General features: G+C 41.5%; 17 protein-coding genes. 1 reads left to right on the forward strand and 16 read right to left on the reverse strand.

The genetic code is table 11. The annotated features are described in order from the left end of the window. Positions 1-8: 8 nt before the first annotated feature. Positions 9-743 carry a YwmB family TATA-box binding protein gene (locus NSQ52_RS17410; RefSeq protein ID WP_008343385.1) on the reverse strand — a complete coding sequence of 245 codons (735 nt, stop codon included), beginning with the start codon at positions 741-743 and terminating at the stop codon, positions 9-11. A 128-nt stretch (positions 744-871) separates the two neighbouring features. Continuing rightward, positions 872-1,102, reverse strand: a complete 231-nt coding sequence (locus NSQ52_RS17415) for a DUF1146 family protein (protein WP_025208130.1) — start codon at positions 1,100-1,102, stop codon at positions 872-874. Positions 1,103-1,272: 170 nt separating this feature from the next. Between NSQ52_RS17415 and NSQ52_RS17420 the strand changes: the two genes are divergently transcribed. Further along, positions 1,273-1,749: a hypothetical protein gene (locus NSQ52_RS17420; RefSeq protein WP_342473661.1), complete on the forward strand. Its 477-nt coding sequence runs from the start codon at positions 1,273-1,275 to the stop codon at positions 1,747-1,749. A 42-nt stretch (positions 1,750-1,791) separates the two neighbouring features. Here the strand turns inward: NSQ52_RS17420 and NSQ52_RS17425 are convergent, their stop codons facing one another. The 14 genes from NSQ52_RS17425 to NSQ52_RS17490 all read right to left on the reverse strand — a co-directional run bounded on the left by NSQ52_RS17425 (position 1,792) and on the right by NSQ52_RS17490 (position 13,001). Next, positions 1,792-2,187, reverse strand: coding sequence for a F0F1 ATP synthase subunit epsilon (locus NSQ52_RS17425; protein ID WP_008343393.1), 396 nt, complete (start codon positions 2,185-2,187; stop codon positions 1,792-1,794). Positions 2,188-2,211: 24 nt separating this feature from the next. Further along, a complete protein-coding gene (gene atpD, locus NSQ52_RS17430; RefSeq protein ID WP_008343395.1) occupies positions 2,212-3,633 on the reverse strand; it encodes a F0F1 ATP synthase subunit beta in 1,422 nt (473 codons plus the stop codon). Positions 3,634-3,657: 24 nt separating this feature from the next. Further along, positions 3,658-4,524, reverse strand: coding sequence for a F0F1 ATP synthase subunit gamma (locus tag NSQ52_RS17435; RefSeq protein ID WP_007497628.1), 867 nt, complete (start codon positions 4,522-4,524; stop codon positions 3,658-3,660). Positions 4,525-4,612: 88 nt separating this feature from the next. Next, complete coding sequence (gene atpA, locus NSQ52_RS17440; RefSeq protein ID WP_008343398.1) at positions 4,613-6,121, reverse strand: F0F1 ATP synthase subunit alpha; 1,509 nt, start codon at positions 6,119-6,121, stop codon at positions 4,613-4,615. 16 nt (positions 6,122-6,137) lie between these two features. After that, the gene (locus NSQ52_RS17445; RefSeq protein WP_007497632.1) at positions 6,138-6,683 is read right to left on the reverse strand and encodes a F0F1 ATP synthase subunit delta; all 546 of its coding nucleotides are present in this window, start codon (positions 6,681-6,683) and stop codon (positions 6,138-6,140) included. Then, positions 6,680-7,192 (reverse strand): F0F1 ATP synthase subunit B, encoded by a 513-nt coding sequence (gene atpF / locus NSQ52_RS17450; RefSeq protein WP_007497634.1) that lies wholly within the window; start codon positions 7,190-7,192, stop codon positions 6,680-6,682. Before atpF ends, NSQ52_RS17445 begins: the two co-directional genes overlap by 4 nt. Positions 7,193-7,312: 120 nt before the next feature. Beyond that, positions 7,313-7,525 carry a F0F1 ATP synthase subunit C gene (gene atpE, locus NSQ52_RS17455; protein WP_003214968.1) on the reverse strand — a complete coding sequence of 71 codons (213 nt, stop codon included), beginning with the start codon at positions 7,523-7,525 and terminating at the stop codon, positions 7,313-7,315. A gap of 48 nt (positions 7,526-7,573) precedes the next feature. Continuing rightward, on the reverse strand, positions 7,574-8,308 hold the full coding sequence (gene atpB, locus NSQ52_RS17460) for a F0F1 ATP synthase subunit A (protein ID WP_007497637.1): 735 nt from the start codon (positions 8,306-8,308) through the stop codon (positions 7,574-7,576). 7 nt (positions 8,309-8,315) lie between these two features. After that, a complete protein-coding gene (locus tag NSQ52_RS17465; RefSeq protein ID WP_007497639.1) occupies positions 8,316-8,699 on the reverse strand; it encodes an ATP synthase subunit I in 384 nt (127 codons plus the stop codon). Positions 8,700-9,197: 498 nt separating this feature from the next. After that, positions 9,198-9,827, reverse strand: a complete 630-nt coding sequence (gene upp / locus NSQ52_RS17470; protein WP_003214553.1) for a uracil phosphoribosyltransferase — start codon at positions 9,825-9,827, stop codon at positions 9,198-9,200. A 147-nt stretch (positions 9,828-9,974) separates the two neighbouring features. Next, positions 9,975-11,222, reverse strand: coding sequence for a serine hydroxymethyltransferase (gene glyA / locus NSQ52_RS17475; RefSeq protein ID WP_024718755.1), 1,248 nt, complete (start codon positions 11,220-11,222; stop codon positions 9,975-9,977). Between the two features lie 177 nt (positions 11,223-11,399). Next, positions 11,400-11,939: a TIGR01440 family protein gene (locus tag NSQ52_RS17480; RefSeq protein WP_135009591.1), complete on the reverse strand. Its 540-nt coding sequence runs from the start codon at positions 11,937-11,939 to the stop codon at positions 11,400-11,402. Between the two features lie 12 nt (positions 11,940-11,951). After that, positions 11,952-12,401, reverse strand: coding sequence for a ribose 5-phosphate isomerase B (gene rpiB, locus NSQ52_RS17485; RefSeq protein WP_003214714.1), 450 nt, complete (start codon positions 12,399-12,401; stop codon positions 11,952-11,954). A 141-nt stretch (positions 12,402-12,542) separates the two neighbouring features. Beyond that, positions 12,543-13,001 (reverse strand): low molecular weight protein arginine phosphatase, encoded by a 459-nt coding sequence (locus tag NSQ52_RS17490; RefSeq protein ID WP_165379183.1) that lies wholly within the window; start codon positions 12,999-13,001, stop codon positions 12,543-12,545. Positions 13,002-13,008 lie beyond the last annotated feature (7 nt).

Below are 13,008 nucleotides of genomic sequence, written 5' to 3' on the forward strand. Positions count from 1 at the left end.
TCTCTATATTAATATTCAGTCGTTACGATTGGTGTGCCAACCGTAATCGTATGATTTTCGTTCATTTCCGAACTTCTGATGGCAATTTGAACATTCATTTTATCATTTGAAGTCATAATGAACTGTTCCCACTTCTCTGTGTAAGCGGAAAGCGACACAAAATTAGACTCAACGAGATACTCAACAGGTTTTGCTTGAAATTCATTTGCTATCATTTCAGCTTTTTTTTGCAAAACAACATCCATCATACCATTTACATGACCATCGAGACAAGTAAAAATCACAAATTTTTCTTGTAATATGCTTTTTGCATGACGTACGAACTGATCATATGTATGCTCCCAGGTATTCAGTGGGCGAGCACCTTTTTGCTCATATAATAAATACGACTTTTGGTTTGATTTTGTGTCGGTCTTCACGAGTAAAATTTTCGATAATGTATCATTTTTTTCATCTTTGTAAATTCCTGTGACTTTGGTGACATGTTTCTCTTTTTTTTCGGTCCACTCATACTGTCGTAGTTCGTCTTTCAAACGTTTCACTTTTTTTGAAAATTGTTCGGATGAAATGTCTATATTTGTTTTGGCATGAAGCGTCCATCCACTTACTTCGATTTGCTGGTTTTTCATACCTTCTGCTATTTGGGCGAGCGTGGATGTTTCTTCCGCCCGAACACCTTGAATCATCAGAACAAAAAAAAGAATAAATGCAAATAATGGCCAACCTTTTAAATACTTTCTCACTTGTCATTCCCCCTTGCTACAAGTGTTGCCGCAAGGAGATCAATGCATACGTGGAAAAGTCATCAAAGGCCATATTTTTGACACTTCTTTTTACGTTCCCGCAGAAGGCAGTGACCAAACCTTTTATGTTAAAACATATAAGGGATTTGTCTGGAGAAATTTAAATAATCAAGGAAGAAATTGCTGACTGCCGATGCAATAGCAATCGTGATCAGCATCATGAGCAATCTAGCTTGAATAATTTTTCCTTTTTTAATCAGTGGATCGATATTCACCGCAAGCAATGCCCACCACGTAATGGCAATAAAAAATAGGTGGATCACAATACTGACAATTGCTTGTTGTCCTACGTCTTCCATACACTTGAATCCTCCTTTTATTGATTTCTGTAAAGGAAAACTCCCTTTCATTATATCCTCCAAAATCGGAAAGATGAATCATTTGGAAAAAAGAGCTACATTTAGAGTGAATCCCCTCTTATTCTGATGCGAAGGAGATGATATACTGCGGTGGAAGGAGCTGATCATATTTGAAAGATTCTTTTCCTGACTTTGTTGATTTGTACGGAGAACTGGTTCCCTCATTTGAACATGAATGGGAAGCCATTGCTTTCTACTTTGATTATAGACAGACACAGCTAGAAGAATTAGCACAATTGTGTCATTTTCATAACATTTCTTTGGATTACTCAGAGGAAAGCCTTTATCAGTTAGAGTCATTATACTTCGATGCCTTCCGTCAGCAGCTTTTTGCTGAGTGGAAAATACCTATTGATGCATTGGAAGCGATGTTAAGTGTGTACATGGGTGAGGTTGTCATCAAGCATCATTCAGATGCTGATTGGGTCGTGCGGCCTTATATGGACTCTTCGCACCAATATACGCTTGGCTTACGCAGAAATAATAAAACATGGCATTGCAGTACGCAATTTTGCGAGCAGTTATATCTAGAAAAGCAAGCATCTCATCCTTATGTGTCGATGTATCAATCTCTCATGTCATCCTAAAAAAAATCCTTCTTATCACAGTGATAAGAAGGATTTTCTGTTTTATTTCCCTGCTACATTTAAACGGTTTAATGCCCGTTTTAATGCGAGTTCCGCCCTGCGTACATCACTTTCATTCGGGTGGTTCAAATGCTCTTCAGCACGCTGTTTCGCTGATTTTGCACGATCTACATCAACTTTGTCTGATGTTTCAGCAGCCTGAGCAAGAATGGTTACTTTTTCAGGGCGAACTTCAACAAATCCACCGCTTACTGCAACCAATTCAGTTGATCCACTATGTTTTAAGCGAACTGCACCGATTTTTAGCGGAGCAACCATTGGAACGTGGCCAGCTAAAATCCCAAGCTCACCGCTTTCTGCTCTTACACTGACCATTTCCACATCCGCTTCATACACTGGGCCGTCGGGAGTAACGATATTGACTTGAACGGTCTTCATGCTTTTACCCTCCTAAGGACCAGATTAGGCCTCTACACCCATCTCTTTGGCTTTTTCAACCACTTCTTCAATGCGGCCGACTAAGCGGAATGCATCTTCTGGAAGGTGATCGTATTTACCAGATAAGATTTCCTTGAAGCCTTTAACAGTTTCTTGCAATGGCACATAAGAACCTTTTTGGCCAGTGAACTGTTCTGCTACGTGGAAGTTTTGAGATAGGAAGAATTGAACACGACGAGCTCTGTGTACCACAAGCTTATCGTCCTCAGATAATTCATCCATACCTAAAATGGCAATGATATCTTGCAATTCTTTATAACGTTGCAATGTTTGCTGAACTTCACGCGCGATCGCATAATGCTCTTCGCCAACAATCTCAGGTGCAAGGGCACGAGATGTTGAAGCAAGTGGATCTACCGCTGGGTAAATCCCCATCTCTGTCAACTTACGCTCAAGGTTTGTCGTTGCATCAAGGTGAGCGAACGTTGTAGCTGGAGCTGGATCTGTATAGTCATCCGCAGGTACATAGATCGCTTGAATCGATGTAACCGATCCTACGTTTGTAGACGTGATACGCTCTTGAAGTTGACCCATTTCTGTTGCAAGAGTTGGCTGATAACCTACCGCTGAAGGCATACGTCCAAGAAGGGCTGATACTTCAGAACCTGCTTGTGTAAAACGATAAATGTTATCGATGAAGAACAATACGTCTTGACCTTGTTCATCACGGAAATGCTCTGCCATTGTCAAACCAGTTAGAGCTACACGCATACGTGCACCTGGTGGCTCGTTCATTTGACCGAAGACCATCGCTGTTTTTTCGATAACGCCAGAATCTTTCATTTCGTAGTAAAGGTCATTTCCTTCACGTGTACGCTCTCCAACACCAGCGAATACAGAAATACCGCCGTGTTCTTGTGCGATGTTGTTGATCAATTCTTGAATCAGAACGGTTTTACCAACACCGGCTCCACCGAATAGACCGATCTTTCCACCTTTGATGTAAGGAGCAAGAAGGTCAACAACTTTGATACCTGTTTCAAGAATTTCAACTTCTGTAGAAAGTTGATCAAAAGAAGGCGCTTGTCTGTGGATTGGGTCTCTTTGCGCTTCCACACCAAGTGGCTCATCTAAGTCAATGTTATCTCCCAGTACGTTGAATACACGTCCAAGTGTTACGTTACCAACTGGTACTGAAATTGGTTTTCCAAGGTCTACAGCTTCCATACCGCGCTTCACACCGTCTGTTGATGCCATTGCGATGGTTCTCACTGTATCATCACCTAAATGTAGTGCTACTTCTAAAGTTAAGTCGATATCAACTTCACTTTCGCTTTCCGCTTTATGCGAAACTTTGATCGCATTATAAATCTCAGGCAAGTGACCGTCTTCAAAACGAACGTCTACGACTGGTCCCATGATCTGACTGATGCGTCCTGTTTTCATTGCATTCCCTCCTGACAATTATTTCTATTCTAAGGCAGCTGCTCCGCCGACAATTTCTGTAATCTCTTGTGTAATCGCTGCTTGACGAGCACGGTTGTAAGAGAGTGTCAGGCTGTCGATCAATTCTTTTGCGTTGTCTGTTGCACTCTTCATTGCTGTCATCCTTGCAGCATGTTCACTTGCTTTGCTGTCAAGAAGCGCACCGAAAATCAAACTCTCTGCATATTGAGGAAGGAGAACTTCAAGAATTTCTTCTTCAGAAGGCTCAAACTCATAAGATGCGGAACGTTTATTTGGTGTCGCTGCGGCCGAAAGGTCCGTTAGCGGCAATAATTTTTTCTCTGTTACTTCTTGCGAAATGGCACTGACGAAATGGTTATAGAACATGTAAAGCTCATCAAACGCTTCATCAGAGAACATTTGCACTGTACTGCTTGCTAATTCTTTAATATCAGCAAACGCTACTTCGTCTCCAAGCCCTGTGACTTCAGAAATAACTGGAATACCACGCTTTTTGAAGAAGTCGCGTCCGATTTTACCAATCACAATCACCGCATATTCATCAGCAGATTGATGACGAGATTGAATGGCTTGGTAAGCGGCACGTAAAATCGAGCTGTTAAAAGGTCCTGCAAGTCCTCGATCAGATGTAATGACGAGATACCCTGTTTTCTTAACAGGTCTTGAAAGAAGCATTGGGTGCTTAGCACTTGTTCCAGTTGCGATTGCCGCAACGACTTCTTGGATTTTCTCCATGTAAGGAACAAAGGACTTCGCATTATTTTCAGCACGATTCAGTTTCGCAGCTGATACCATTTGCATCGCTTTTGTGATCTGACTCGATTTTTTTGTTGACGTGATCCTTGACTTAATATCGCGTAATGAGGCCAAAGATTTCACCACCTTTTTTCAGGAATCCGTGTTCATTTACGTGAAAAGAGAGAAAAAGAGAATCTTTTTCTCTCGGAAAGATTACTAATTAGTTGCTTGGTGCAAACGTACGTTTAAAGCCTTCGATCGCTGCTTTCCACTCTTCATCAGCAGGCATGTTTCCTGTTTGAGAGATTGTGTCAAACAAGTCTTTATGGTTTTCTTCAATGTACATGAATAACTCAGCTTCAAAGCGTTTGACATCAGCAATCGCTACATCATCTAAGTATCCTCTTGTCAGCGCATAAAGAATCGCTACTTGTTTTTCAACTTTCAGCGGCTTGTTCAAGTCTTGTTTTAAGACTTCAACTGTTCTAGCACCACGGTTTAATTTAGCTTGAGTCGCTTGGTCTAGATCAGATCCAAACTGAGCGAATGCTTCAAGCTCACGATAAGAAGCAAGATCCAGACGAAGTGTACCTGCTACCTTTTTCATCGCTTTGATTTGTGCAGAACCACCTACACGAGATACAGACAATCCTGCGTTTACCGCTGGACGTACGCCTGAGAAGAAGAGATCCGATTGTAAGAAGATCTGTCCATCTGTGATTGAGATAACGTTTGTTGGGATATATGCAGAGATATCACCAGCTTGCGTTTCTACGAAAGGCAATGCTGTGATAGAACCGCCACCCTTTTCATCACTAAGCTTCGCTGCACGCTCTAATAAACGAGAGTGAAGGTAGAAAACATCACCAGGGAATGCTTCACGACCTGGAGGACGACGAAGCAATAATGAAAGCTCACGGTAAGCTGCCGCTTGTTTAGAAAGGTCATCATACACTACAAGCACATGCTTGCCGTTATACATGAATTCCTCACCCATCGTTACACCTGCATAAGGAGCAAGGTAAAGAAGTGGAGCTGGCTGTGATGCAGAAGCTGTGACAACGATTGTGTAGTCAAGCGCACCATGCTTACGAAGTGTTTCAACAACACCACGAACAGTTGATTCTTTTTGTCCGATCGCTACATAGATACAGATCATGTCTTGATCTTTTTGGTTCAGGATCGTATCAATTGCAACAGATGTTTTACCTGTTTGACGGTCCCCAATGATCAATTCACGCTGTCCGCGTCCGATTGGAATCAAGGCATCAATTGCTTTAATTCCCGTTTGAAGCGGCTCATGTACCGATTTACGATCCATAACGCCTGGTGCTTCACTTTCGATTGGACGTGTTTTGCTTGTTAAAATTGGACCTAGTCCATCAACAGGCTGACCAAGTGGGTTCACAATACGTCCGATTAACTCTTCTCCTACTGGAACCTCCATGATACGACCTGTACGTTTTACGTCGTCACCTTCACGGATATCTTTGTAAGGTCCTAAGATTACGATACCTACGTTAGACTCCTCAAGGTTTTGAGCCATACCCATTACACCGTTAGAGAACTCAACAAGCTCTCCTGCCATAATGTTGTCAAGGCCATGTACACGCGCGATACCGTCCCCTACTTGAATGACTGTACCGACATCTTTTACTTCAATTTCAGATTGATAGTTTTGGATTTGCTGCTTTATCAGCGCGCTAATCTCTTCAGCTTTGATACTCACTAAGGTTTCACCCCTTCTAACGATTTTCGCCTGCAAGCTGACGTTCAATGCGGGAAAGCTTTCCGCTGACACTGCCGTCATAAATGCGGTTTCCGATACGGATTTTCACTCCGCCTATTAGATCCTTGTCAATCACGTTTTCTACACGCAGTGATGTGACTCCGGCTTTTTTGGCAAATACTTCAGATAAAGATTGAATTTCAGCTCCGCTGAGCGGTTTCACTGAATACACGATCGCATCGTCTATTTGTTTCGTACGGTTTGCAAGTTTCACAAACTCAGACGCCATTTCAGGAAAAATATTCGTGCGTCCACGGTCAATCAGTAAATACATTGTGTGCAAAACATATGTCGAAACACCTTTGAAAGCTTCTGCAATCAGATGTTTCTTTTTGTCTGCCGTAATCTTCGGATGAACAAGAAAGTCATTTAATTCTTGGTCAGCCTTGAGAACTTTTTTGATCTCATTCAGCTCTTTTTCAGTTTCGTCTACTGCCGAAGAAGCAAGAACGATGTCAAAAAGAGCAGAAGCGTAACGCTTAGAGACAATAGTCACGCTCATCGGCTTTCGCCTGCCTCTTTAAGATACTCTTGGATCAATTTCTCTTGTGCTTGCTCATCAAGTTCTTTTTCAATCACTTTAGAAGCAATTAATACAGAAAGTGATGCAACTTGCTCGCGCAGTGCAGCCACAGCTTGTTCTTTTTCTTTCACGATTTCAGTTCTAGCAGACTCTTTCAAGCGCTCTGATTCTTGACGTGCTGCTTGAATGATGTCTTCTTTTTGTTTCTCACCAATCTTTTTCGCATTTTCGATGAGTGTATGTGATTCTTCGCGTGCTTCTTTCAATAAGACACGTTGTTCTTCAAGAAGCTTTTCAGCTTGAACGTGCTTTTCTTCAGCACTTGAAATTTCATTTCCTATATAATCTTCACGCTGTTTCATAATCCCTAATAAAGGCTTAAGCGCAAATTTCTTTAAAAGTGCAAGCAGGATGAGCATAGCGATCAGCTGGAATATGATATCTCCGGTGTTTAGACCTGCTCCTAAAACTACTGGTAACTGAGACATTTAGTACGGCAACTCCCTTCTTTAAATAATATGTTAAGAAACAAAACATAAAGGAATGGCGAAGTTTCGAACTAATCTGATCTTCGCCATTAAAATTCATATTAGAACGCTTCTCACATATTAACCAAAGAATGCCAAGAATGCGATAACGACAGCGATAATTGGAAGTGCCTCAACTAAAGCTACCCCGATGAACATAAGAGTTCTTAGTTCTCTACCAGCTTCTGGCTGACGAGCGATTCCTTCAACTGTTTTAGATACGATTAGACCGTTACCAATACCTGCTCCTAGTGCTCCTAAACCGATTGCAATTGCTGCTGCTATTAAATTCATTAAAAAGCTCCTCCTTTAAAATAACGTCCTTTTTGGACTCTCAATTTTTTAGTGTTCGTCGCTGACTTTATGGGAGATATACACCATTGTCAGCATGGTGAAGATAAATGCCTGGATGGTTCCGACAAACAAACTGAATGCCTGCCATACAATCATCGGCACGATGGCACCTAATGTACCAATGATACCTAGTGCAAGGTTTTGCGAATAGAAATTAGTCGCAAGTCCTGCAAGTAAACCAAGAAGAATCTCTCCAGCGAAAATATTTCCATAAAGACGCAAACCAAGTGTTAATGTGTTTGCAAATTCTTCAATAATTTTCAGCGGTACTAAAAGTGGGATTGGTCTAAAGTAGTCTTTTGTATATTCCTTGACTCCTTTTGCTTTAACACCATAGTAGTGTGTCAATCCCATGACCATAACCGCTAGTGTCATTGTGATTGCAGGATCAGCAGTTGGTGATTTCCACCATAAGTTGTGATCGACCGTAATCGAGAATGGCAGTCCAAGCATGTTTGAAACAAATATGTACATGAGTAATGTAACGCCAAGCGCTAGAAATGGGGCTCCTGTTTTCATGTCCATCGAACTACCTATGATATTTCGAACAAAATCAACAATCCATTCCATGAAGTTCTGCGCCTTTGTCGGACGAATAGCCAGAACACGAGTAGTCAGCACCGCTATGAGAAGAACGATGATACTAGCAATCGTAATCATGAGAACATTGGATAAGTTGAACGTTAACCCTAAAAATTCTGTAGTTTTTGAACTGTGACCCAAAGAGTATTCACCTCTCTTCCATAGTAGAACGTTTAAGTTGAATGAAGGAATCTATCATAATGACAGGATATATTGTCATTAATCCTATAACAACACCTGCCAGATGAACTTCGTTAGGGTAACGCCAAGCAATCGCTACTGCGAGAATTGCGTTGGCCCACCTGGCTGTACTTCCCATTGAACGAATAGATTTTCCTTTTTTAACTGCTCGATCAAAAGCATGCATTCTCCGAATAAGCAGGAATAAATTAAAGAAAGCAAAAATTGTGCCGATAATGAAACCAAGAAACAGTGGTTTAAAACCAGGCATGGCATAGCCAAACACAAAAATTGCCAATAAATAGAACATATATTTACTCTGTCTGCGGAAAATGACGTTTGGATCGTTCATTCATCTGACTCCCGATGAAAAATATTGTAAAAAAGGTGATAAATGGTGATGAAAACTGCGTAGAAGACGGTTATGATAAGCCGTCCTATTTGAAAAAAATCAATCACCCATCGGTCTAATTGTGCAATCAGACTTGAAATCTTTAGATCTATGGGATTCTGCTTCATTCGCTGATACAAACCCTGATTATTAAAGGGTTCACAATGAGGATTAGTAGAGTGCTATAGGCTATGAAAACCTTACCATAATACCCTCGTTTAGCATACAATAGCGTCTATGATGTGTCAATCCGTTGAAAGTTAAAAAACTTTTCTATAATGAGAGAGCACACAAAATGTTCACAATTTCATCAAACTTTAGGAGAGTTGTGACATTCATTCAAAAAAACTGCTAATGTTCAGTATACATTGATTTTTCTAAGAACGATATCAAACGTTTGTCATATTTTTCAAAAAAGCCCACATGCACGTTTGCATGTGGGCTTTTCATGAATCTTTCTTATTTTGTTCCATACATACGGTCACCAGCATCACCAAGACCTGGGATGATGTAACCTTTTTCGTTTAACTTCTCATCTAATGCCGCAATGTAGATATCAACATCTGGATGATGTTTTTGCATTTCTTCTACACCTTCTGGCGCAGCAATCAGACACATGAAGCGGATGTTTTTCGCACCGCGTTTTTTCAAGCTGTTTAATGCTTCTACAGCTGATCCGCCCGTTGCAAGCATTGGGTCTACTACGATAAATTCACGCTCTTCCACATCAGATGGAAGCTTCACATAATATTCAACAGGCTTTAATGTCTTCGGATCACGGTATAAACCGACATGTCCCACTTTGGCAGCTGGAATGAGTTTCAAAATCCCGTCTACCATTCCAAGACCTGCTCTTAAAATCGGCACAACTCCGAGTTTTTTACCTGAGATCACGTTTGATTTAGCGACTTGTACAGGTGTTTCTACATCTACCTCTTCAAGCGGTAAGTCTCTTGTGATTTCAAATGCCATTAATGTTGCGACTTCATCCACTAGCTCTCTAAATTCTTTTGTTCCTGTATGAACGTCACGAATATATGTAAGTTTGTGCTGAATAAGCGGGTGATCAAATACATAAACCTTTGCCATTGCTTGCTACAACTCCTTTTCTGTCATCTTCCGGTGAACTTTGCACACTTCCTACAATTCTACATAAAAAGACATCATCTTTCAATATGATTCGCAAATCCTACAAAAAAAACCCACATGCCAAAAATAGGCAAATGGGTCTGCATCTTAATAATCTAATTCTTGATATAGAGGGAAACGAGCTGTCAGATCAGATACACGCTTTTTCGCCTCTTCTAATTTCGCTTCATCTTCATGATGTTTCAGAGCAAGCGCAATAATGGAACCGACTTCTTTCATCGCTTCTTGATCGAAGCCACGGCTTGTCACTGCTGCTGTACCTACACGTACACCACTTGTAACAAATGGTTTCTCTGGATCATATGGAATTGCATTTTTGTTCACCGTGATACCAATTTCATCAAGAACGTTTTCTGCAATTTTTCCTGTAATGCCAAGAGAGCGCAAGTCGATGAGAACAAGATGGTTATCTGTTCCACCAGATACAAGCTGAATATCCTCAGATAAAAGTGTTTCAGCTAGTTGTTTTGCGTTATCAATCACGTTTTGTGCATATGTTTTGAAATCTCCGTTCAATACTTCACCGAAAGAAACAGCTTTTGCAGAGATCACATGCATGAGTGGTCCACCTTGAATACCAGGGAAGATCGATTTGTCGATCTTTTTACCAAACTCTTCACGGCATAGAATCATTCCGCCGCGAGGTCCGCGCAATGTTTTGTGAGTTGTCGTTGTCACAAAATCAGCGTAAGGAACAGGATTTGGATGAAGACCTGCTGCAACAAGACCCGCGATGTGAGCCATGTCCACCATAAAGTAAGCACCGACTTCATCGGCAATTTCACGGAACTTTTTGAAATCAATTTGACGTGGGTAAGCACTTGCCCCCGCTACGATTAGTTTCGGCTTATGCTCACGTGCTTTTTCAAGTACATCTTGGTAGTCGATATGTTGTGTTTCTTTATCTACACCGTATTCTACAAAGTTGTACTGTACGCCGCTAAAGTTTACAGGGCTTCCATGTGTTAAATGCCCGCCATGTGATAAGTTCATGCCTAGCACTGTATCGCCATGCTCAAGGATTGTAAAGTATACGGCCATATTCGCTTGAGCTCCTGAGTGAGGCTGTACGTTCACATACTCAGCGCCAAAAATTTCTTTTGCGCGGTCACGTGCGATATCTTCTACAACGTCTACATGTTCACAGCCGCCATAGTAGCGTTTACCAGGGTAACCTTCTGCATATTTGTTTGTTAAGACAGAACCCTGCGCTTCCATGACTGCTTCGCTTACGAAGTTTTCTGATGCAATTAATTCGATTTTGTCCTGCTGGCGTTTCCGCTCTAGTTGAATTGCTTTGAATACTTGTGCGTCTTGCTCAGGTAAATGTTTCATCAGCGAAATCCTCTCCAATCTATTTCCATTCGATGTTTTCACCATCTCATTGTACACGGTTTTTGAGTAAAATGTAAAAGTTTTTTTTGGAAAATCGACTTCTTTTTTATGAAAACCCGAATATTCAAAGGGTGAAGCGTCTTCATCATTCAACATTATATTAGAAATATATCCTAACTATGATCTTGTATAAACGGCTCGTTCTCCGCCAATCAGCTTTGGACGAGTTTTTGCAAACGTCACATGTGCTTGTCCTAATTGATGACGGCTGAGACGGACCGGTACGGCTACCCGCTTTAAGTGCATGCCGATTAATGTATCACCGATATCAATCCCTGCATGTGCTGAAATGGATTCAACCAGCACAGGGTGTTCCATTTGCTGATACGCATGCGCCGCCATAGAACCACCCGCCTTACGGACAGGTACAGCCGCTACAATTTCTAAGTTAAGCCGGTACGCCACCTCTTCTTCCACAACGAGGGCACGATTCAAATGCTCGCAGCATTGGAAAGCCAATTCGATTCCTGTCTCGCGTCTCAGTTGATCGAGCTCTTGATAAATAGCTTCAGCAATTTGCTCACTTCCCGCTGTCCCAATGTGCTCGCCAGCCACTTCTGACGTACTGCAGCCAATCACTAAAATGTGGCCGGCTCGCAGTTCAACTGTTTGATGAAACTCTTTTAACATTTCAAGCCAATCTTGACCAATGTTCATGTTAAGCGCTCCTTACAGATGCTTTTCTTCGTAATCAGCGATTTTACCAATCCGCACAGCATGACGTCCTGCAGTAAATTCTGTTGTCAGCCAAATGTGAGCAATCTCTCTTGCCAATCCTGGTCCAATGACTCGTTCTCCCATCGCAAGAACATTTGTATCGTTATGTTCTCTCGTCGCCTTTGCACTGAATGTATCATGCGCCAGTGCACAGCGGATGCCTTTCACTTTGTTTGCTGAAATGCTCATTCCGATACCTGTCCCGCAAATCAAAATGCCGCGATCGACTTCCCCGTTTGCCACCATATTGGCTACAGGAAAAGCATAGTCAGGGTAGTCTACAGAACCTGATCCACATTCACAACCCATATCAATGTATTCAATCTTTAATTCATCCATTAGTTGTTTGATTTCTTCACGAATATTCGTTCCGCCGTGATCGGATGCAATGGCTACTTTCATCGGGCAATTCCTCCTAAGGGTGAGTTAATCTGTCATGTCTTACATTCATTCTTTATTTACAGTTATATTTTAACCTCTGCCTAGTCATTTGCAAACAAAAGCAGAAAAACCGTTTGCGCAACGGTTTTACAGGTTGTCCATTTATGAGGATTTGTGATCCTGTTTAAGCTTTTTAGCAAGTTGATACAATAGCGTTTCTAGTTCATCTCGTGTCTCCTGATAAATGGAGAGGCTCCCTCCAAATGGATCCGACACGTCACCTTCTGATCCTGTCGCAAATTCTTTTAGAGTGAAGACCTTGTCTTTCACATGAGCATATTGCTCCACAATCAACTGCTTATGCTGAATCGTCATGGTGAAGACATAATCTGCTTCACGAAGAAGTTCTTCTGTTAGTTTAGACGACGAGTGATTCAGTGGAATGCTTTTCTCAAATAATGCTTCGACTGCTTGAGGAGAAGCCTTCCCTGCATCAGAGGCGAAGATACCCGCTGATTTTACAGTGACCTGTAAGCCTTTTTCATCTGCAATGGAGGAAAAAAGGGCTTGAGCCATCGGACTTCTGCAAGTATTTCCCGTACAAACAAATAAGATATTCATCTTTCGA

Origin of the sequence: Bacillus sp. FSL W8-1141, assembly GCF_038593205.1 — a bacterium.
GTDB lineage: Bacteria > Bacillota > Bacilli > Bacillales > Bacillaceae > Bacillus > Bacillus altitudinis.

Coding starts and splice junctions, on each gene's coding strand:
- NSQ52_RS17415 (WP_025208130.1), bottom strand. CDS start 1,102: ATGGAAGACGTAGGACAACAAGCAATTGTCAGTATTGTGATCCACCTA.
- NSQ52_RS17425 (WP_008343393.1), bottom strand. CDS start 2,187: ATGAAGACCGTTCAAGTCAATATCGTTACTCCCGACGGCCCAGTGTAT.
- glyA (WP_024718755.1), bottom strand. CDS start 11,222: ATGAAACATTTACCTGAGCAAGACGCACAAGTATTCAAAGCAATTCAA.
- atpE (WP_003214968.1), bottom strand. CDS start 7,525: ATGAATTTAATAGCAGCAGCAATTGCAATCGGTTTAGGAGCACTAGGA.
- rpiB (WP_003214714.1), bottom strand. CDS start 12,401: ATGAAAGTAGCCATTGCATCCGATCACGGCGGAACGAATATTCGTGAA.
- atpD (WP_008343395.1), bottom strand. CDS start 3,633: ATGAAAACAGGACGCATCAGTCAGATCATGGGACCAGTCGTAGACGTT.
- NSQ52_RS17480 (WP_135009591.1), bottom strand. CDS start 11,939: ATGAACATTGGTCAAGATTGGCTTGAAATGTTAAAAGAGTTTCATCAA.
- NSQ52_RS17445 (WP_007497632.1), bottom strand. CDS start 6,683: ATGAGCGTGACTATTGTCTCTAAGCGTTACGCTTCTGCTCTTTTTGAC.
- NSQ52_RS17465 (WP_007497639.1), bottom strand. CDS start 8,699: ATGAACGATCCAAACGTCATTTTCCGCAGACAGAGTAAATATATGTTC.
- NSQ52_RS17490 (WP_165379183.1), bottom strand. CDS start 13,001: ATGAATATCTTATTTGTTTGTACGGGAAATACTTGCAGAAGTCCGATG.
- atpF (WP_007497634.1), bottom strand. CDS start 7,192: ATGTCTCAGTTACCAGTAGTTTTAGGAGCAGGTCTAAACACCGGAGAT.
- upp (WP_003214553.1), bottom strand. CDS start 9,827: ATGGCAAAGGTTTATGTATTTGATCACCCGCTTATTCAGCACAAACTT.